Source organism: Algoriphagus hitonicola, from assembly GCF_900113375.1.
Lineage (GTDB): Bacteria > Bacteroidota > Bacteroidia > Cytophagales > Cyclobacteriaceae > Algoriphagus > Algoriphagus hitonicola.
Genome location: NZ_FOPC01000001.1, coordinates 591,905 through 611,444, shown reverse-complemented (window position 1 = coordinate 611,444; position 19,540 = coordinate 591,905). Strand labels below are relative to the sequence as shown.

Sequence of the window (19,540 nt, the reverse complement as noted above, 5' to 3'; positions counted from 1 at the left end):
CAAGACTAAATGCTCGAAAAAGCTTTTTTTATTTCAAAATCATCTCTTCTGCGCGGCTAGCCATTCCATGATAGTAACTGGCTTTCCATCCAACTTCACGGGAGATCCGTCAAAATCCGTTCGAGCGGTATTTGCATGGGAATAGATCCAGGACCAATGCCCGGGATAGTGATAATCCTCTCCTCCATAAAATCCCGTAATATCCGTCACGTGATCGTAGTAGCTAAAATGGACGTTTTTTGCCCCGGCTTCTATCAGGCGATTGTAGATGGGCACGACAGTTTCATCAGGCTTGGTCGTCCCGTCATCAGCCGAATGCACAAACCAAATCGGTACATTTTTGATGCTTTTTATCTGCTCATCGCTTACAAATTCATTGTGATAGGCCAAGGCACTGATGTAGCCTGCGGCAAAATAATCGGGATGCTCCAAGATCAATTTCAGGGACATGTAACCTCCATTTGAGCAGCCTCCCACATAAATCCGATCCTTGTCAATATCAGGATTGGCTGCCACATATTCCTCAACCAGCGCAAATAGCGCTTCATGATAAATATCCTCCTCGTCTCCTCTTGTGTAGCTGCCGTCTTCGGCTTGCATCCAAAAAGTCGGCGCCTGAGGTACTATAACATGCGCTCCTCCAAAGTGAACCTGAATTTCTTCTGATGCATAATTGGCTGCTCGATTCCCCAAAAGTGGAATCGTGGGATCAGAACCTCCTTCTCCTCCACCATGAAGCCAAATGATCAAGGGCAATTCGCTCATTTCGGTTTCAGGCTTGAAAGTCGCATAGGATAGCGTCATTTTATCTTGGTAGTTGAATTTGGGCGAAAGATCAAACTCATCCACCAAAGGCATTATCCGATCAGATTCCTCATTCCAGATTTGACCGGATTTCAGATGCATAATGGTCAAATCGTAGTTGATCCAGAAATTCCCTCCACGGTCTCCTACCCGCATGTATTGAATGGGCGAGCCCAAAGGCTGCGTAGGATTCACTTCCAAGACCAAGGTCAAGTGAGCCCCGTCTGCTTGTCGATTGCCGTTTTCGTCAGAGGAATAAGTGAAAATAACGTCCCTTTTGCCGGATCGTTGGGTTTCGGGAATTCCTCCCTCATCAGTCGACCGATTGACAAAAACCTCAAAATCCGAAGCATTGGGATTTTCTATTTTTTGATCTGGGCTGAGGATCAGTTTGTGCACTGCTGGACCCCAGTCAAATCCGGTAACGACCATCTTGTAGGTTCCGGGGTCTGCCTCGGCATGAAGCAAAAATGGCAACAAGCTGAAAACAAGTGCGAATAGAATAATTTTTTTCATGGGTTAATGGGTTTGATTACAATTCCAACCTATAAAAAAAACCACAGAAATACTTGAATTTTATTCCTGTGGTCAAAAAGCTCACAAAAGGTTGGATTACTTAATATTACCCTTTTTCAACTCCCTTACTGCATAATCCACCGCTCTCGCAGTCAAGGCCATGTAGGTGATCGATGGATTTTGAGTGCCGGTGGAAGTCATACAGGCTCCATCCGTGACAAATACATTGGGCGCCAGATGCATCTGATTAAAAGCATTGAGAAGGGAAGTTAAGGGGTCTTTACCCATCCTGACTCCTCCCATCTCGTGAATATCAAGACCGGGAGCCTGCTTACTGTCGGATTTATAGATATTTTTTGCCCCGCCGATGGTCAGCATTTCTTCCCCTTGCTCGAAAAAGTCTTTGAGAACTTTCTCATCATTTTGATCATAATCCACATTTACTCTCAGCAAAGGAATTCCCCATTCATCTTTCAGATCAGCATCCAAACTCACCTGATTGCTTTCTTTGGGGATGGTTTCGCCCTGCATCATCATAAACACGTGCCAAGGGCCTTGCTTGCTATTGGCCTCTTTAAATTCAGCCCCAAATGGCACATCCAGCTTTCCTCCCCAGCCTTCTCTTCCAGCAGAATAAAAAGTCATATAACCCCTCAAAAAATCCATTTCCTGCTGTTTGACATTTCGGAAATTGGGCATCATGACAGCAGTAGGTCTTCGGCCAAATTGCTGCTTATCTTCAAATCCCTCAAAAACACCACCTAAAGTCCCTCGATAATTATGAAAGGCAATGTATTTACCCAAAACCCCATGATCATTTCCCAAACCTGCCGGAAAACGTCGGGATTGACTGTTTAAAAGGATCAAATTGGTATTTAGTGCCGAAGCATTGATAAAAATCACGGGAGCAAAATATTCCATGGCTTCCTGAGTGATTCGATCGATTACCCTTACTCCGGTTGCCTTTCCTTTTTCCTCATCCCAAATCACCGAATGAACCACCGAATCCGGCCGGATAGTCAGATTCCCAGTTTGTGCCGCCCAAGGAAGTGTGGAAGAATTGCTACTGAAATAAGCCCCAAAGGGACAACCCCGATAGCATTGATTACGGGCCATGCATTGTCCCCTACCCTGAGCAAGGTGCTCTTCTTTGGGCTCGGTCAAATGTGCACAGCGACCAATTATAAATTTTCGATCCTGATAATGGGCATTGACTCGATCTCGAATTTCTTTTTCCACACAGTTCATTTCCCATGCTTTGAGAAACTCCCCATCAGGCAAGGTATCCAGTCCTTCGTAACTCCCGCTGATCCCTACGAATTTCTCCACATAGTTGTACCAAGGTTCAATGTCTTCATATCTGATCGGCCAGTCCACCGCAAAACCATCCCGAGCGGGCCCTTCAAAATCATACTTGCTCCAGCGCTGCGTTTGTCTCGCCCAAATCAGTGATTTCCCCCCGACTTGATAGCCCCGAACCCAATCAAATGGCTTATCCTGCACATATGGATGTTCGGTATCTTTTACAAAAAAATGTTCGGTATCCTCCTTGTAGGCATAACATCGGTTGACGACGGGATTTGCTTTTTTATCCTGAAGAGGAATTTGATTTCGGTGTGGCATTTCCCAGGGATGGGAGGTCATCGTAGGATAATCTTTGAGATGCTGCACATCTCTCCCCCGCTCCAGCACGAGGGTTTTCAATCCCTTTTCACAAAATTCTTTGGCAGCCCAGCCTCCTGAGATCCCAGAACCAACTACAATAGCATCAAATTCATTTCGCTTCATTATCGAAAAATAATCGATTCTAATCAGACTTTTATAAAAATTTTAAAATAGTCTCCTACAAAAACCAAAACGATCTTGACTAATGAATTTACTGAATACCGTTGGAATTAAAGAGGAAATGAATTTTTACTCATACCTCAAAGATTCGATCGGATCCAGTTTGCTAGCCTTATATGCTGGAAAATAACCGGAAAGCAAACCCACCACGACACAAATCACGAAGGCCAGTATCATCCACAGCCAAGGCACCAAAAATCCCCCTGGCCCGATCAAATTTGCAATCACATTCCCAAGAGCTATTCCAAGAATCATCCCAACGATTCCCCCGAGAATACAGATCATGATGGCTTCCATCAAAAATTGCTGACGGATTCGAAGTGGTGTGGCTCCTAGTGCCTTACGGACTCCAATCTCCCGGGTTCGCTCTGTGACCGATACCAGCATGATATTCATCAATCCGATGGAGGCGCCCAAAAGCGTAATAAAACCAATTCCAAAACCACCAATTCGCAGATATCCAGCGACCTCTTCCAGACTTTCGGCTACCGATCTACTTTTGGTCAACTCAAAGGAGTCCTCCTGAGTCACATTGTCCTGTCTGATTTTGCGCATCATTCCGACAGCCTGTCCCATTTCATACTCCACCCGCTCCGGTGACGAGGCAATAGCTGTAACGGTATAGTTAAAAACGCCCCTTTTATCTAGTCTTGACGCATTTTCAACGGGGATGATGATTTGTCGATCTGCCCCTTGATCATTGCCTACGGCTCCCTGCTTTTCCAAAATCCCGATAATGGTATACGGTCTTCCAAAAAAGGTGATTTTCTCGTTAATCGGGTTTTGATTGGATTCGAACAAGGTGTTCTTTAATTCTTGCCCAATGATACATACGTTGTTTCCATAGCGAACCTCAAGATTAGAAAAATTTCTCCCTTGCTCGATTTCCATAGCCTTGATGCTGAGGTAATTTTCATCTCCTCCTCGTATCCGAACATTAGGATTAGTAGTCTTGGATCCTCTCTTCACTTCTACCGAACCGGAAACAGGAACAAACACGGTTGCCTGCCCGATAGCCGAATATTCGCGCTTGAATTCCTGAACTTCCCGATAAGTCAATTTGGGATAGGATTTCTCCGACTTCCCATCCTGAATCGCCCGACCGCCACTAAATCCCCGATTCCTCACGTCAAAAGAATTGGCACCCAGTCCGGAGAAGCTTTCCGCAATTTGGGCTTTGATCCCGTCGATTGCTGTAAGCATCCCAACCAAGGAAGAAATCCCGATTGCAATGATCGCTCCGGTCAGAATGGTTCTTAAAATATTGACCTGAACAGATTTCAGGGCCTCACGGACATTTTCGATCAGATTCATAATTTGTTCGGATTAGAACAGATTTTTAAAAATTTGCAATTAATAAGCTTCTAGTATACTTAATTTGAGGGATTACTGATTGGTGAAACCTAAGAATCTCCAATTAAAATCGGTTAATTTTAGTAGTCAATGCATTCGGTCACCCCGAATCTCCATATTCTTCAGGACCTGAGCTTCGTAATCGAGCCACTCCTGCCAGCGCTGATTGACCAAATTTTCATCCTGATACTTCTTGGCAAGCTCGATAAAGGTCACATAATGTCCCGCCTCGGAGATCATCAATTCGTAATAAAATCGCTGAAGCTCCTCGTCTCTGATCTGCTTGGACAGCAATTTAAATCGCTCACAACTTCGTGCTTCAATCAGCGCATTGAGGAGCAACACTTCCGTTAATTGCTGCTTTCGGTTTCCTCCTTTTTTGACAAATCCGTAGAGTTTGGCAACGTATTCATCTTTTCGAGGTTCCTTAAATTTCATATTTCGCTTGCGCAATTGCTCCATCACCCGCTCAAAATGGCCCCACTCCTCAGCTACAATCGGCGTTAAGGTATCGACCAACTCGACCAAATCATGAAATCTCAAAATCAAACTAATGCATGAGGATGCCGCTTTTTGTTCACAGTAGGCGTGATCCACGAGGATATCCTCGATTTGCATTTCTGCGATTCCTACCCAGCGAGGATCTGTGGGCAGTTTAAGATTGAGCATTTTTTCTTTGGTGCTTTCTTGCCAACTCATAGGAAAATAAGTTTTTCTGATTTTTCGTAAGAATAGCTTTAGTCAAATAAATACCAAGTGATCCCCAAGTCCAGAAACGATTTGTAGCCGGTGTAATCCGGAGTCACAAAATATCCGTCTTGAGCCATAAATCCTGCGTTAAAATGATTGTATTTCAGCAAAACGCGAGTTCGGTTGATTCTGAAATTAAGGAAAAAGTCCGCCACCGGATAAGCAAACACGTCGAAGTCATTTTGCAAATGAAATTGCTGATGCGAAGGAAAATAAGCTTCCGCAAAAAAGCTGGACCTAAACCTAAGGTCTACGCCTAGTTGCACAAAGATATTTTCATCAAAAGCCGGACTATCAAAGTAAAACTTCGTGTTTCCATACCAAGTAGGAATCCGAAAGGCATCGGAACCATTACCCCCCAGTGAGGTATAAATCACTTCTGCGTCCCAACGGAATTTTTTTCCGATTCGCACATTGGCTTCCAATCCCGGCATGACCATAAAAGCCTCAGAGCCGGACTGCTGAACTTCCCGATCCAAGCCAAAAAAGATGTAATTATTAATTCGGTTAAGCGTCAATGAAGGCCTTAACCTGACTCGCTCCAGATCCACTTTGATTGTCCCTTTGACTTGATCCACCCCGATATTATCAAAATCATTCTCCCATTGGAAATGATTGCCCGCATACAGCTGCTGCATGGCAGTCGGCTTATAAAGCGCTTTGGTATAATCTACATCCAACCAGGGAGATTGAAATAAGCCATGTATCCGAAACGCTCCCGGAAGCAGGTATTCCCCATCTGCTTGGATTGACCACTTCTCTGACAGCTGACCGATCAGTTCCCCGCCCAAATAAACTTCATTAAAGACGAAATTTTCCTCCGCATTCGGATTTCGAAGACGGCCATTTCGCAGTCGCCCAAATGCGTTGTAATAAAATCCTCCGAAGGTTCCTTTAAATCCAAATTCATTTCTCCATTCTGCAAAATCATTGAAGTTGCGAGTAGTATCGGAGTTGATAATTGGAGGTGGAAAAAATAACGAATCCGAAGAATTCAGATTAGCTTCAAAGGTTAAATCCTGATTTTTTCGGTCAAAAATATGATAGAGCTGCAGGCCGTCGCGAACCTTGTATTCATGATAGAAATGATAATCTTGCCGAAGGTCCCGGGCTTGGGAATTTCGCAGCCATACTTTGGCATCTTCATAAGTGAAATATACAGAAGTCGAATCTACCTCAGGGGGAATGATCCCACCGATTTCATTGACAATATGCCGCATTCGAGAAAAGTTGGCCAAAATCCAATACCGCCCATTTTCCGACCGGTAATTGGTGTGCAATGAGTAAGAAGTCTGATCCACCATATTATCATCCCTGCGGTTCGGATTGAGGGTTTTTCGAGCCCTGACTGTATGCAGTTCAAAGCCAATATTCCATCGGGGATTGACATTCCGAGCAAACTCGATATCCAGCATATTTCTACTGCCTCCCCCAAAAAAAGCAGACATACTGGTAAAGGGAGATTTGGTGTCGAAATACCTTCTTTCTTCCGGCTTTCGATAGTAAATATCATAGGCATGAAAGCCTGAGCTCGTCCCGATCAGCTCGGGAACTTGATAGAACACCGGCTTTGCCGCACTCCCGATATTTCCCAGATCCTGATATTTCCAGCCACTTTTAGCCACGGGATCGTAATTGTGATAATTATCCAGCAGCGTATCCTGGGGAAATAGTGTCAAACTGTTTCTTTTGATATCCTTTTCAAAATAAAAGAGTGCCGTATTTGGGCCAAAGACCATTTTGGTACTATCATCCAGCAGGGTCCGTCTACCCTCTAATTCCTCCTCGCCTTCCCCTTCTTGCAGGGCTTCCCTCTGTACCCGGGTATTGGGGTTTTGGACCTGTCTGCCCCGCTGGGGAATAGGTCGCTGAGCCAAGAGCTCAGAGGTACTCAGCAAAAGCAAAAATAGGGCAATTCCAAAAAGAGATTTATTCACCGAAATGGTCCTTTTTTAAGACTTTTTGTTGGATGATTTGATTTAATGTTTTGGCATCTTCGGTGGAAAATTCCACCTGAATTGGGATGACAAAAATCGGAATTTCTCTGATAAATCCTTCGGGATAAAAGGATTTAACTTTTACCGCATCTTTTTCGGTTGTTAACACAACGGGATTGGCCCGGGCATGTTTTGCCAAAACAAGACCCAATTTCTCAAAATCGCTCTCCTTATACTGATGATGGTCATCCAATCGCATACTTTCCAGGAGCGTATAGTTAGCTTTCACAAATGATTCTAAAGCATCGACCTGAGCGATTCCCGTCATCAAGACCACCTGACCAGAAAATTCCGCCTTTCTCCCCCAGGTTTCTGGTTTCCCATAGCCAATACACGAAAATAAAATAGGCTGGCCCAGATAGATATAGGATCCGATTTTTCTTTTGATCGTATTTTTTTCTTCCTCAGAGATCCTCGATGGACATTTGGAAACTATGATTACATCGGCTCGATTGGCTCCGGACCGGGATTCTCTTAACCTTCCCATGGGCAGCAAGAAATCTTCATAAAACGGAGCCTGATAAGTAGTCAACAATATATTTAAATGGGTTTTGACCGAGCGATGCTGAAAGGCATCATCAAGTAGTAGGAGCTCAGGAGGCTGTACTTCGTCCATGATTTGCTCGATAGCTGCCCTTCGGTCTTCCCCTACAAAAACCTGCAACTTATTTCCGAATTTTTGATAAATCTGGTAAGGTTCATCTCCAATTCCTTCTGGGAAAGACACCTTTCCGGCCTTGATAAATCCCTTGGTTTTGCGTCCATAACCCCGTGAAAGCGTAGCAGTCCGGTAGGATGAATGGTACTGGCGAATCAAATATTCGACCATCGGGGTCTTGCCTGTGCCGCCTACCCGTAGATTCCCAACCAAAATCGCAGGAATCGCTGAAAGCTGACTTTTCAGATATCCCCGATCATACAGATAGTTTCGAATTCGGGTAATCAAATCAAAGATCAGGGCAAATGGGAATAAAATAAAAGCCAACCGATGCATTCCTAAGAATTTGTATTTTTGACCAAATAAACCAAAAAATTATGGGATATAAGATTCATGAAGTGATTTCCTTTCTTGAGCAAACAGCTCCTCCAGCCTATCAGGAGTCTTATGACAATGCCACCTTGATTACCGGTAATCCCTCTCAAGACCTCAAAGGAATCCTGTGCACGCTGGACTGCACAGAAGCAGTCGTTGAGGAAGCGATATCGCTCGGTGCCAATTTGATTGTTGCCCATCATCCGATTGTTTTTAAAGGATTGAAAAGCCTCACCGGTCGAAACTATGTCGAGCGCACCGTCATCAAAGCCATTAAAAACGACATTGCGATCTTTGCCATTCACACCAATCTCGACCATGTAGCCCATGGAGTAAACAAAAGAATTGCCAATCGACTGGGTTTATCCCAGACCAAAATCCTGAAACCTAAAAATCAGATCCTTCAAAAGCTGGTGTTTTTTGTTCCAAAGGACCATAAAAACGAAGTCTTGGATGCTGTATTTGAAGCTGGGGCGGGTCAAATCGGTGATTATAAAAACTGCTCATTCCAACTTGACGGAATGGGGACCTTTACCCCGGCAGAGGGAGCAAAGCCTTTTTGCGGAGAAGTGGGAGTCCCTCAATTTGAGGCGGAAGTAAGGGCGGAGGTAATTTTACCTGCTTTTCTAAGCTCAAAAATTGTGAAGGCCATGAAAAAAGCACATCCCTATGAAGAGGTGGCCTATTACCTGAGCAATCTTGAAAATGAGAATCAAGAAGTCGGTGCAGGTATGGTCGGAGAATTGGTCGAAAGCATGGAAGCGGCAGACTTTTTGGATTATCTCAAAGAGCGCATGAATCTGCAGATTGTCAAACACACCGCTATTTTTGATAGAAAAATAAAAAAAATCGCCCTATGCGGTGGGGCCGGTATATTTTTATTGGGAGACGCCAAACGGGCAAAAGCGGATGTCTTTATTACATCCGATGTAAAATACCATGAGTTTTTCGATGCGGAAGGTCAATTAATCCTTTGTGATATCGGACATTATGAAAGTGAAATTTATACAAAAGAATTATTGGGCGAACTATTGTCACAAAATTTTCCTAATATTGCACTCTATTTGACAAAAGTAGTTACCAATCCCACATCCTATCGATAGTACATGGAAAGTACAGTAGCACAAAGACTAGAGGCAATTCACAACCTTCAACTTATAGATTCAAAACTCGACGCCATCCTAAAAGTGAGGGGGGCGCTTCCTGAAGAAGTTCAGGATCTTGAAGATGAAATAGCCGGCTACGAAACCCGCCTACAGAAATTCAACAGCGAAATCGAATCTTTTGAGGATAGTATCAAGGCCCTAAAAGAAAGCATCAAAGAATCTGAAAAACTGATTAAGAAATATCAGGAGCAGCAGATGAATGTCCGAAACAATCGGGAGTACGATGCCATCACCAAAGAACTTGAACTTCAGGACCTTGAAATCCAAGTAGCAAAGAAAAAAATTGCTGAGGCAGGTCTCAAAATTGATCAGAAAAAGCACGACCTAAATGAACTCTCCGAGATCATGAAGGATCGTCAAAAAGATCTGGATCAGAAAAAGGACGAACTTTCTACCATCGTGGCAGAAAGTGAAAACGAAGAAGCAAAACTCAATACCGAGCGCGAAAAGGCGGTTAAAAAAATCGAAGATCGCCTCTTAAAATCCTACGCCAAAATTCGTGAAAATGCCAAAAACGGATTGGCTGTAGTGATGGTCAAAAGAGGGGCTTGCGGTGGATGCTTCAATACCGTCCCACCCCAGAGACAGGCAGATATTCGAGAAAAGAAAAAACTCATCGTATGTGAACACTGCGGAAGAATCCTAGCAGGTGTCGAAGACGAGATTGAGGAGGAGCCAACTCCAAAGAAAAAAAGAACATCAAGATCCGCTTAAGGCATTTTAAATCCATACAAACCCCGGAGCTTTAGTTCCGGGGTTTTTCTTTTTTAATCCAAACTTTCTTGCTTCTCCGTAGATTATTTATGTATATTGGACGCTATGAGAAAGTTAATCTTACTCTTCATATTCATCTTTGCAATCGGATCAGCGGCTGAAGCTAGACCTGAAACCAAAACTTTTTTGGTTTTATTCAAATCCAAAGAATTAAAGGCAAGTAAGACAAATCTGAAAAGCATAGAAGCACAATTTTCTTCTTTTTCTACCCGATCCTATTCGGGAAATTCAGAACTCGCCTTGCTAATCGAAATCCCCTCCTGCGACTTTGACGAATGTTTTTTGGGCCAATTTCTAATCGATACAGGCACCAAAAAAAATATTCAGCTGCAGGAACTGGCTTTTAGGCTTTTTGATATGACCCAAAACGAACGGGAATTGGATTTGATCGTCAAAACCTACGATTCCAAAAAATCAAAAAAGTCAGGGGCATTGTTTAAGTCAATTCCTTGAGGTGAGCTAGATCGTTTCCTTTTTTCAAAACAAAAGTCCCATCCGAAAGCTGCTCCAATAAATACAGACATAGGTTTCTATGTTCGAATTGATCCATATAGCGGAGATCATAATTAAAGATCAAACTCAAAAATATCCGCATGGCTCTTCCATGCATACAAACTAAAATTTTCTCGCCTGGACCAGTGAGTATTTTTTTTATGCCTTTGGCCAATCTTTTTGCCACTTGATTGGGATTTTCCCCTCCGGCAATCGCATAATCCAGATTCCCTTGCTGCCATTGATGAAGCATATGTCGATAATATTCGTTTTCCTCAGGAGTCATCGGGGTACCCTCATAGTCTCCCCAGGAGATTTCATTTAATTCGGACAAAGCAGTGGTTGGGATTCCTTTTTCGATAAATCCCTCGATAGACTGACGGGTTCGGATCAGAGTCGTATGGTAAATCTGATCAAATGCAACATCCTGATATGCCGCAAAAAATGCTTTGGCCTGAGCTCTACCCCGATCGTTGATCGGAGCATCAATACCACTCCCCTGCACCACACCACGAAGGTTGAAATCCGTCTGCCCGTGTCTGACTAAATATATTTTTTTTCGATTCATTTTCTTTATTTTTGTCCAAAGCCCAAAGAAAAACAAATCCACTCAGAATCCATGGTATTTCGAACAAAGCCTGAATTAGCTCAACTAAACAACATCAGAAATCTGACTATGGTTGGCCATCTAGGAATCGAATTTACTGCAATCGGAGAGGATTTTATAGAGGCTACAATGCCCGTAGATCATCGAACCAAACAACCCATGGGCTTGTTACACGGAGGAGCTAATGTGGTGCTTGCAGAGACTCTGGGTTCTATTGCCGCTTCGCTGACCATAGATCTCAACACTCATGTATGTGTAGGCTTGGAAATCAACGCCAACCATCTGAAATCAGTCCGCGAGGGGCAAGTAATCGGCAAAACAAGTCCTATTCACATCGGCAAAAGCACCCAAGTCTGGGAAATTAAAATCAGAAATGAAGCCGGTCAACTCTGCTGCATTAGCAGAATTACCCTGGCTATTTTGGAAAAAAAATGATTGAATCTCTAGTCTCTCAACGGATCGCTACCAAAGACGCGATTCAGATACTTTTGAATGCGGCATTTTCCTCTGGAAAATCATTTGCACTATGGCGAAAACCGAAATCCAAAGTGCTGGAACTCGTCTTGGATTCTGAAGAAGTGACGCGTAAAGTGGGCATGGGAATCGAGGAACTTCCCGCAGGTTTTATCGTGCATCCTTTTGAAGACCAAGAAAACAAGCAGGCCTTTTTTATTAAAGCGTGCAGCTATTTTAGCTTGAACCTAAATCAAGAAGTTCAGGAAATTGATTTCCCTGAATGGGTAAAAGTTAATCCCGATCCAAACCCTAAGATTTCCGATTTTTTTAATCGAAAAAATATCCATTCTTTCTCCAATAAAGAAAAACAAAATTTAGGCGAATCCAAATCGCATTTCATCGAATTGGTAGAAAAAAGTATTCAATCCATCAAAGCGGGCTATTTGGAAAAAGTCGTCCCTGCCCGCACCAAAACCATTACAATCTCAGAAAACTTTGACCTGGTCCAAAGCATCTGGGAACTCCTATTCTCCTACCCCAATTCCTTTGTTAATTTTTTTCATATTCCGGAAATAGGTACTTGGTTGGGTGCAAGTCCGGAGATTTTGATCGAAACCAAAGGAGATGAATTTTATACCATGTCGCTCGCCGGCACCCAAAAAGCTCAAGGTGATAATCCACTAAAATCGGCCGCATGGACTCAAAAGGAAATCGAGGAACAGGCCCTCGTCAGTCGATACATTGTGGATTGCTTTAAAAAAATCCGCCTTCGCGAATATGAAGAGCATGGCCCCAAAACAGTGATGGCTGGAGATCTATTGCACCTGAGATCGGATTTTAGGGTGAATATGAAGGAAACCAATTTCCCCCAATTGGGCTCGGTTATGCTTGATCTCCTTCATCCTACCTCGGCCGTCTGTGGTATGCCGCGAAAAGAAGCGCATGATTTTTTAAAGGATCACGAGGATTTTGACCGGAGCTTCTTTGCAGGATTTCTCGGTCCGGTGAATGTTCAGGGCAGCACCTCCATTTACGTAAATCTTCGCACCGCATCATTTGGCGAAAACGAAATCACGCTTTATGCCGGAGCTGGAGTCACAGAAGATTCCGACCCAGAAAAGGAATGGGAAGAGACTGAACTAAAATGCCGGATTATCGGAAAATTTTTTCAACCCCAGCTATCTTGATTATCCAACCCATTATCGACCTAGTGGCCATCTGTGCCAAAAAAGGCATTGAGCACGCCATTCTCTCTCCCGGTTCTCGATGCGCACCCCTGACTTTAGCCTTCGTGAGGCATCCTGATATCCATGCCCGAACGATCTCTGACGAGCGATCAGCGGCTTTTATAGCCTTAGGCATGGCCCAGCAATTGGAAAAACCCGTTGCACTGGTCTGCACTTCCGGGTCAGCTGCGCTAAATTATTACCCTGCGGTTGCCGAAGCGTTTTTCCAACAAATCCCCTTATTGATCTTGACTGCGGACAGGCCTCCGGAATGGATCGATCAGTGGGATGGACAGACGATTTACCAGCAAGAAGTCTACGGCAAGCATGTCAAAAAAAGCTTCCAATTCCCGGATGATTTCTCCAATCCCGACAAAGTATGGCATGCCGCCCGAATAGCCAATGAAGCCATCAATTTGGCCCAGCAATTTCCCGCCGGTCCGGTACATATCAATATTCCATTACGAGAGCCATTCTATCCATCTTCCGAAGAAAAATTTGAGTTCCCGGATTCCCCGCGCGAATTCACTGCCGTTCATAGTCATACTGAACTGAGCCCAGATAGCCTTGAGCACATCAAAAATCGGCTGCTCAATGTAAAGCGACTCATGATCGTCCCCGGACAGCAAAAACCTGATTCTCAGATTCAAGGCTTGTTGGATGACCTGATCAAAAAGCAACATGTCGTGGTAGTAGCTGATACGATTTCCAATATACAGGGGAAAAACAGTATTTCTCTTCATGATCATTGGTTAGGAAATGAGCAACTTCAGGCAGAGTTAGCACCAGACTTGGTCATTTCATTTGGAAAATCTGTGATTTCCAAGTCGCTAAAGCAATTCCTCCGAAAGCAGGAGATTTCCCATTGGCATATTCAACCTGATGGACAGTCAAAAGACACCTATCAGCATCTCACCCGGATTTTGGCCTGTACCCCTTCAGGTTTTTTGAATTGGCTTTCTAAAAATTTACCTGTCCAATCCTTTGAATTTGCTCGACAATGGAATCGCTTAGAGGAAAAAGTAGGCACAGCGCTTCCAGAAGTGATGGATCAGGTGGGATTTGGAGAATACGCTGCCCTTCATCTGGTATTGAAAAAAATCCCGACTTTATCCAAAATTCACCTTGCCAATTCCATGGCCGTTCGCTACGTGAATTTTTTAGGAAAAAGAACCCAGGAAATTTGCTGCAATCGCGGAACAAGTGGAATCGACGGATCAACAAGTACGGCAGTAGGCTGCACCTTCACGACCAAGGAACCTGTCAGCCTGATCACCGGTGATATGGCATTTTTCTACGATCGGAATGCCTTTTGGCACAATTACCCCATGAATAATCTTCGGGTTATTATTTTAAACAATCATGCAGGAGGAATATTCCGGATCATAGAAGGTCCTGCCAGCCAACCTGAATTGGAGGAGTTTTTTGAAACCAAACAGTCACTAAACGCAAAGAGTTTAGCTGCTGAGTTTGGATTTGAGTATTCCAAAGCGGAATCCAAGGAAGAATTGCGGACAGCATTGGAAAAATTTTATTCCTCAAGTATCCATCCAAAAATTCTGGAAATCTTTTCAGAGAGTGCATCCAATCTGCAAATCCTGAAGGATGTCAAAAAGAAAATCAATAAGTTGATTTCTGAAGTCTAAACTTCCTTCAGTTTCGTGGCCAAAACCGCAGAAATGGCCAACAATCCTCCAAAAACTAGTAACATCCCATCTGAACCGATCAAGGAAGATACTCCTCCAAGTGCTGCAGCCATCAATGTAAAAATCCCAATCATGGTATTGGAAAGTGAAACATAAAGCGGTCGCTCATCTTTTGGTGCAAAATCCACTAAATAGGTCTTTCGGCTTAATCTCGCACCTCCATAAATCACCACATGAACCAAAAAGATGGCGGCAAAGGAATAAATACTCTGCATGCTATCCGGCCACAAGGGAAACGAAAACATCATTAGGATAGACCCTATTCCCAAAATAGCCACGATTCGCATCATTTTCCGAGAGGAATTATCCGCAAACTTTCCCCAAAAAGGAGAAGATAAAACTGCCCCTACTCCTGCTACCAAGACTAGAAAACCAAGATTTTTGACTTCATCTCCCAATTCCCGCTGCGCAATAACAACAAAAAACGGTTGAGCAAGTGGAATGGACATAAGCAGACCTCGGGTAATTATAAATCTCCTTAAGTTGGCATTTTCTTTCCAAAGCTGTTTACCCTGCTTCAATTCTGTAATAGGTGAGCGCCCTCCTTCTATTGCTCCGGGTTGTTCATCAATTCCCGAGAAAAATCCCGCAGAAATAAGCCAACAAGCCCCTCCTGCCATCACTAACCAAAACAGGTAATTGATATCTTCTGACTTTTCGGATTGCTGCAAAAAGAGAAAAACACCTGCCAAAATGGTGAAAATTCCTCCAAGCGTGCTTCGATAAGCCAATAATTGACCTCGCTTTCCTTTTTCAATCGTCTTGGCCAAAACGTCTTTGAAGCTGATGCTTGCCACACCACTCGCCATACTGAATAAGGCCAAAAGAGCCAAAATCCAAATACCCGCCCAGAGTTCTTCCTGCGTTTTCACGACCCAAGCCATAGCCAACAGGCAAATTCCTTGAACCGCAGAAGGAATTACCCAAAACCATTTTCTTCGGGAATATGCTCTGATTTTGGCAGAAACAACTAATTGGGGCAAAAGGGAACCGGCATCTTTGATTGGAACCAAAGCGCCAACCAAAGCCGGGGGCACGCTCAAAGCTGAAAATATCCAAGGCAAGGTAGTACCTGGCGAAACCAACTGATTTGCCAATTTGGAGAAACCACCGCTGAATACGTTTTTTAAAAAATTGCCGGGCACTTCCCGACAGGCTTTTTCTGAAATTGCCTCGCAGGCTCGTTCCTCCCCTTCATCCGTGATAAAATCGTAAACTTTCTCTGTAATCTGCTGATCCATCAAAAAACATCTTTGTATTCAAAAGATAAGAATCAAAAAAATGTTTCACTAATCCGGATGAGAAATCAGGCAACAAGAAGAGAATCGGGAGAACTGGGTCTCCCGATTTTTTGAATAAAGTAAATCATTAAGCCGAGTTGACCGATTTCAAAAAAAGTCAATGGCAACAATCCAAAAAGCACTCCAACCCCTGAAAAGATCAAAATTCCGGCGATCAGCCCCAAAGCACCGATGACTTGTGCCAAACCATATTTGACATTTTTAAATGCTAGATAGCTTGCTCCCAAAAAGGCGTATGCCAGACCAAAAGCCTCCAGTTTGATCCAATAATAATCCTGAATATCTAAAATCGTGGAATTGAGAGCCACCATATCGAGACTATACAAAACCACATTAAAGCCTATCATTACCCAAAGTGCCACTTTTAACAATCTATTTGGAAAGTAGCGTTCTAGGTACAGCAGTCCACTTAAAAATCCAACATAACTCAGAAAAGTAAGCAACTTGATCGCTGTAAAACTCTTTCTGTTTCCCACATATCCGTCTTCAATCCATTCATACTCCATACCGATTTCATAAAATGCCAAAAAGAAATAAAGTAGGCCAGCAGCAAAAGCAAGGTATAAGTAAAATAGATATGTTTTTTGATGGTTCTCAGGACCATTCTTCACCTCTTCCCATTGGAAGTCCAAGGCTTCAAATAGTGTTTTAACGGTGTAGCTTCTTGGAGTTACTTCACCTGCCTCTATCCGCTGAATGGTGCGGACGTTTAGATTACATTTTTCTACGAGCTCCTCTTGCGTGAGCCCTTTGGCTTTTCTCAGTTCCGAGATTTTCCTGCCTAATTCTGGTTGTCGCATTGTGATTATATTTTTTGGTTTAACCATGGCAAGATCTTTTAAAGCAGTGAAAATTAAGCCGAATAAGGGGCGGAATTAACCCGACATTAGCCCGACATTTCCCAAAAATAGGGCTTCTGCTGATTTTTAATCCATTTCTGATTCTAAATCAAGCTCAATACTTTTTCCAAAACCGGATTTCTGTTTTCGGGTTTCCAAATTACCGAGAGTTCCGTAAACTGGGAACTATCGGGAATCTCCATAAACCTTACCTTCAAATCATATCCTTCCTTGAGCGAAGTTGGAATAATCGCTACACCCAAGCCATTTTCTACCAACCGAAAAATAGTCAAGGCATGCACAGACTTATGCCGGACCTGAGGTTGGAAGCCTGCTTCTCTACATATCCCCATGATCTGTTCGTAATAAAAATTGGAATAATCTGATGAAAAAAGAATAAAAGATTCCTCCGAAAATTGACTCAAGGAATGAAAATCTGAGACCTGGACTGGATGGTTTTTCGGAACAACCAGAGAAAACGAATCTCTCAAAACAGCCTTCTTTTCTAATTCTCCCGGTACTGAGGCTAAGCGAACAAAACCCAAATCCAACTCATCTTTCTGGATCATTTCTACTTGAAGCTGATTGCTCAATTCTTCGAGACTTGTGGTGATTTTTGGAAATGCGTCCGTAAGTCGATGGAGCAGTTCGGGCAAAATTTGATTGGAAGCCGAACCCAAAAAACCAATTCTCAATTCCCCTTCACGTCCAGCAGCGATTTCTTTGAGTTGGACTTTAGTAGTCTCGAGATGATTCAGGACAAAATCAACTTCGCTCTTTAGATAGCTTCCCGCGGCTGTCAGGGTCACATGCTTTTTATCCCGCTCAAAAAGCTGCACATCTAATTCCTCCTCCAGTTGTTTAATCTGTCGACTCAGTCCGGGTTGGGAAATAAACAGCCGCTCCGCTGCTTTCCTATAGTTCAACTCCTCTGCTACTGCTTTGAAATAATTCAAATGTCTAAGCTCCATTGATGCTTTATAATTATTAAATACTCACAAAAATAGTATCAAAAAGCATCAATAGGAAGTAGTAATTTTACAGGCATTGACCTGTCAGGTCTAAATCAAAATACCATGAACAGCTTCCACTTCGGACAAGACAGACTCACAGCTTCACTTGCGCTCAAATTAGCCAGAAAAGAGGTGAGGGGTTTGTTGGGACCGGAAACTAGCAGAAGGATCAGGAATTCCTCAACCGCGGTAGAAAAAATAGCTCAGGGAGACAAAATCGTGTATGGCATCAATACGGGTTTTGGCCCGCTTTGCACCAGCAAAATCTCTGCGGCTGACACGAAGACCCTCCAAAAAAACTTGCTTAAAAGTCATGCAGTCGGAGTAGGTGAACCAGTGGATTTGGAAATCTCCAAACTGATGATGGTGCTGAAGGTTCATGCCTTGGCACAAGGTTTTTCCGGGATTCGATTAGAAACCTTGGAACGAATCATCTGGATGCTCAAAAAAGACATCATCCCGCTAGTTCCCATTCAGGGTTCGGTTGGTGCTTCGGGAGATTTGGCCCCACTCTCTCACCTATTTTTGCCTTTGATCGGTTTGGGAAAGGTCAATTTCGAAGGAAAAATCCAGCATGCAGGAGATGTTTTAAATCAACTGGGTAAATCACCCCTCCATCTGGGTCCAAAGGAAGGATTGGCCCTGATCAACGGGACACAATTTATGACTGCCCATGGTGTGATAGTCGTGGCCAAGCTTCACAACTTACTGACTCATGCCAGTATCACAGGAGCCATGATGATCGAAGGATTGATGGCTTCGATAAAGCCTTTTTCGGCAAAACTACATCAGCTCAGACCTTACGATGGCAGCAGACATGTAGCACAGACCGTATTGAATCTTTTGAAAGATTCTGAAATCGTTGCCTCACATCTGAATTGTGCCCGGGTCCAGGACCCTTATTCCTTGCGTTGCATTCCCCAGGTTCATGGAGCGAGCTGGAATGCATTTCTCCATATCAAACAGATCCTCGAAACGGAGATTAACTCAGTCACGGATAATCCGATAGTTTTTGATGAGAATCACTGTATTTCGGGCGGGCATTTCCATGGGCAACCGATCGCCTTGCCCCTTGACTATGCAACTCTAGCAGCTTCGGAGATCGGTAATATTGCGGATCGGAGAATTTACCTTTCTATTGAAGGAGATACTCCGGGAGTGCCAAAACTTTTGCTCAAAGAAACTGGACTGAATTCCGGACTAATGATCCCTCAATACACTACAGCGGCTTTGGCCTCAGAAAACAAAGGACTTTGTTTTCCTGCTTCTGCTGATTCCATTCCTACTTCCCTAGGTCAGGAAGACCATGTCAGTATGGGGAGTATTGGGGCCAGAAAAGCCCTACGCGTTATTGAAAATGTAGAAAAAATCATCGGCATAGAATTGTTTTATGCAGCGCAGGCCATGGACTATCATGCACCGCTGAAATCCGGAAAAATCATGTCTGCGATTTATCAGCAGGTTCGGGAAATGATCGATCCGGTAGTTTCCGATCGGATTCTTTATGAAGATATGGAAACGGCTATTGATTTGGTCAAAAGTGGAGAACTGATCAAGTTAGCCAAAAGGACAGCAGATCAAGAAGGATTGGCATTCGAAACAAAATGGAGTGAGTTATTTGAGTATTAATCAAAACTGGATTTATAATCCAAATTTTAATGA

At 43.4% G+C, this 19,540-nt stretch carries 17 protein-coding genes; 7 read left to right on the top strand and 10 right to left on the bottom strand.

What is annotated here, in order from left to right; translation table 11 throughout:
• Positions 1 to 39: 39 nt before the first annotated feature.
• From BM043_RS02715 to lpxK, 6 genes are all read right to left on the bottom strand, one after another.
• Entirely contained in the window at positions 40 to 1,320 is a 1,281-nt protein-coding gene (locus tag BM043_RS02715; RefSeq protein WP_092788686.1) for a prolyl oligopeptidase family serine peptidase, read from the bottom strand.
• Between the two features lie 96 nt (positions 1,321 to 1,416).
• A complete protein-coding gene (locus BM043_RS02710; RefSeq protein WP_092788685.1) occupies positions 1,417 to 3,108 on the bottom strand; it encodes a GMC oxidoreductase in 1,692 nt (563 codons plus the stop codon).
• Between the two features lie 126 nt (positions 3,109 to 3,234).
• Positions 3,235 to 4,479, bottom strand: a complete 1,245-nt coding sequence (locus tag BM043_RS02705) for an ABC transporter permease (protein WP_092788684.1) — start codon at positions 4,477 to 4,479, stop codon at positions 3,235 to 3,237.
• A 126-nt stretch (positions 4,480 to 4,605) separates the two neighbouring features.
• Positions 4,606 to 5,217, bottom strand: a complete 612-nt coding sequence (gene miaE, locus BM043_RS02700) for a MiaE family protein (RefSeq protein WP_177188410.1) — start codon at positions 5,215 to 5,217, stop codon at positions 4,606 to 4,608.
• A gap of 38 nt (positions 5,218 to 5,255) precedes the next feature.
• The gene (locus BM043_RS02695) at positions 5,256 to 7,205 is read right to left on the bottom strand and encodes a putative porin (protein WP_092788683.1); all 1,950 of its coding nucleotides are present in this window, start codon (positions 7,203 to 7,205) and stop codon (positions 5,256 to 5,258) included.
• Complete coding sequence (gene lpxK, locus BM043_RS02690; protein ID WP_092788682.1) at positions 7,198 to 8,259, bottom strand: tetraacyldisaccharide 4'-kinase; 1,062 nt, start codon at positions 8,257 to 8,259, stop codon at positions 7,198 to 7,200. The genes BM043_RS02695 and lpxK overlap by 8 nt, the downstream gene beginning before the upstream one ends.
• A gap of 41 nt (positions 8,260 to 8,300) precedes the next feature.
• Between lpxK and BM043_RS02685 the strand changes: the two genes are divergently transcribed.
• From BM043_RS02685 to BM043_RS02675, 3 genes are all read left to right on the top strand, one after another.
• Positions 8,301 to 9,401, top strand: a complete 1,101-nt coding sequence (locus BM043_RS02685; protein ID WP_092788681.1) for a Nif3-like dinuclear metal center hexameric protein — start codon at positions 8,301 to 8,303, stop codon at positions 9,399 to 9,401.
• A 3-nt stretch (positions 9,402 to 9,404) separates the two neighbouring features.
• A complete protein-coding gene (locus BM043_RS02680) occupies positions 9,405 to 10,178 on the top strand; it encodes a zinc ribbon domain-containing protein (protein WP_092788680.1) in 774 nt (257 codons plus the stop codon).
• Positions 10,179 to 10,283: 105 nt separating this feature from the next.
• On the top strand, positions 10,284 to 10,691 hold the full coding sequence (locus tag BM043_RS02675; RefSeq protein ID WP_092788679.1) for a hypothetical protein: 408 nt from the start codon (positions 10,284 to 10,286) through the stop codon (positions 10,689 to 10,691).
• Here BM043_RS02675 and BM043_RS02670 read toward each other — a convergent pair.
• On the bottom strand, positions 10,675 to 11,298 hold the full coding sequence (locus BM043_RS02670) for a histidine phosphatase family protein (RefSeq protein ID WP_092788678.1): 624 nt from the start codon (positions 11,296 to 11,298) through the stop codon (positions 10,675 to 10,677). The two genes, BM043_RS02675 and BM043_RS02670, sit on opposite strands and share 17 nt — an antisense overlap.
• A 51-nt stretch (positions 11,299 to 11,349) precedes the next feature.
• On the opposite strand from BM043_RS02670, the gene BM043_RS02665 reads away from it, so the two are divergent.
• From BM043_RS02665 to menD, 3 genes are read left to right on the top strand one after another with little or no spacing between them, the layout of a single operon-like run.
• Positions 11,350 to 11,772 carry a hotdog fold thioesterase gene (locus tag BM043_RS02665; protein WP_092788677.1) on the top strand — a complete coding sequence of 141 codons (423 nt, stop codon included), beginning with the start codon at positions 11,350 to 11,352 and terminating at the stop codon, positions 11,770 to 11,772.
• Complete coding sequence (locus BM043_RS02660) at positions 11,769 to 12,980, top strand: chorismate-binding protein (RefSeq protein WP_092788676.1); 1,212 nt, start codon at positions 11,769 to 11,771, stop codon at positions 12,978 to 12,980. Before BM043_RS02665 ends, BM043_RS02660 begins: the two co-directional genes overlap by 4 nt.
• The gene (gene menD / locus BM043_RS02655; protein ID WP_092788744.1) at positions 12,977 to 14,665 is read left to right on the top strand and encodes a 2-succinyl-5-enolpyruvyl-6-hydroxy-3-cyclohexene-1-carboxylic-acid synthase; all 1,689 of its coding nucleotides are present in this window, start codon (positions 12,977 to 12,979) and stop codon (positions 14,663 to 14,665) included. The genes BM043_RS02660 and menD overlap by 4 nt, the downstream gene beginning before the upstream one ends.
• Here the strand turns inward: menD and BM043_RS02650 are convergent.
• From BM043_RS02650 to BM043_RS02640, 3 genes are all read right to left on the bottom strand, one after another.
• Positions 14,662 to 15,966, bottom strand: a complete 1,305-nt coding sequence (locus BM043_RS02650) for an MFS transporter (protein ID WP_092788675.1) — start codon at positions 15,964 to 15,966, stop codon at positions 14,662 to 14,664. The genes menD and BM043_RS02650 overlap by 4 nt on opposite strands.
• A 65-nt stretch (positions 15,967 to 16,031) precedes the next feature.
• Positions 16,032 to 16,826, bottom strand: a complete 795-nt coding sequence (locus tag BM043_RS02645; RefSeq protein ID WP_177188409.1) for a helix-turn-helix domain-containing protein — start codon at positions 16,824 to 16,826, stop codon at positions 16,032 to 16,034.
• A gap of 143 nt (positions 16,827 to 16,969) precedes the next feature.
• The gene (locus BM043_RS02640) at positions 16,970 to 17,836 is read right to left on the bottom strand and encodes a LysR family transcriptional regulator (RefSeq protein WP_092788673.1); all 867 of its coding nucleotides are present in this window, start codon (positions 17,834 to 17,836) and stop codon (positions 16,970 to 16,972) included.
• A 105-nt stretch (positions 17,837 to 17,941) separates the two neighbouring features.
• Here BM043_RS02640 and hutH point away from each other — a divergent pair, with 105 nt between their 5' ends.
• A complete protein-coding gene (hutH, locus tag BM043_RS02635; protein ID WP_092788672.1) occupies positions 17,942 to 19,507 on the top strand; it encodes a histidine ammonia-lyase in 1,566 nt (521 codons plus the stop codon).
• The last annotated feature ends 33 nt before the right edge of the window (positions 19,508 to 19,540 follow it).

What these genes read in the sequence shown, in the direction of transcription:
- BM043_RS02685 (WP_092788681.1), top strand. Translation starts at nt 8,301, where the DNA reads ATGGGATATAAGATTCATGAAGTGATTTCCTTTCTTGAGCAAACAGCT.
- BM043_RS02705 (WP_092788684.1), bottom strand. Translation starts at nt 4,479, where the DNA reads ATGAATCTGATCGAAAATGTCCGTGAGGCCCTGAAATCTGTTCAGGTC.
- BM043_RS02665 (WP_092788677.1), top strand. Translation starts at nt 11,350, where the DNA reads ATGGTATTTCGAACAAAGCCTGAATTAGCTCAACTAAACAACATCAGA.
- BM043_RS02675 (WP_092788679.1), top strand. Translation starts at nt 10,284, where the DNA reads ATGAGAAAGTTAATCTTACTCTTCATATTCATCTTTGCAATCGGATCA.
- BM043_RS02650 (WP_092788675.1), bottom strand. Translation starts at nt 15,966, where the DNA reads ATGGATCAGCAGATTACAGAGAAAGTTTACGATTTTATCACGGATGAA.
- BM043_RS02670 (WP_092788678.1), bottom strand. Translation starts at nt 11,298, where the DNA reads ATGAATCGAAAAAAAATATATTTAGTCAGACACGGGCAGACGGATTTC.
- BM043_RS02640 (WP_092788673.1), bottom strand. Translation starts at nt 17,836, where the DNA reads ATGGAGCTTAGACATTTGAATTATTTCAAAGCAGTAGCAGAGGAGTTG.
- BM043_RS02660 (WP_092788676.1), top strand. Translation starts at nt 11,769, where the DNA reads ATGATTGAATCTCTAGTCTCTCAACGGATCGCTACCAAAGACGCGATT.
- BM043_RS02715 (WP_092788686.1), bottom strand. Translation starts at nt 1,320, where the DNA reads ATGAAAAAAATTATTCTATTCGCACTTGTTTTCAGCTTGTTGCCATTT.
- BM043_RS02710 (WP_092788685.1), bottom strand. Translation starts at nt 3,108, where the DNA reads ATGAAGCGAAATGAATTTGATGCTATTGTAGTTGGTTCTGGGATCTCA.
- hutH (WP_092788672.1), top strand. Translation starts at nt 17,942, where the DNA reads ATGAACAGCTTCCACTTCGGACAAGACAGACTCACAGCTTCACTTGCG.
- BM043_RS02680 (WP_092788680.1), top strand. Translation starts at nt 9,405, where the DNA reads ATGGAAAGTACAGTAGCACAAAGACTAGAGGCAATTCACAACCTTCAA.
- BM043_RS02645 (WP_177188409.1), bottom strand. Translation starts at nt 16,826, where the DNA reads ATGCGACAACCAGAATTAGGCAGGAAAATCTCGGAACTGAGAAAAGCC.
- miaE (WP_177188410.1), bottom strand. Translation starts at nt 5,217, where the DNA reads ATGAGTTGGCAAGAAAGCACCAAAGAAAAAATGCTCAATCTTAAACTG.
- lpxK (WP_092788682.1), bottom strand. Translation starts at nt 8,259, where the DNA reads ATGCATCGGTTGGCTTTTATTTTATTCCCATTTGCCCTGATCTTTGAT.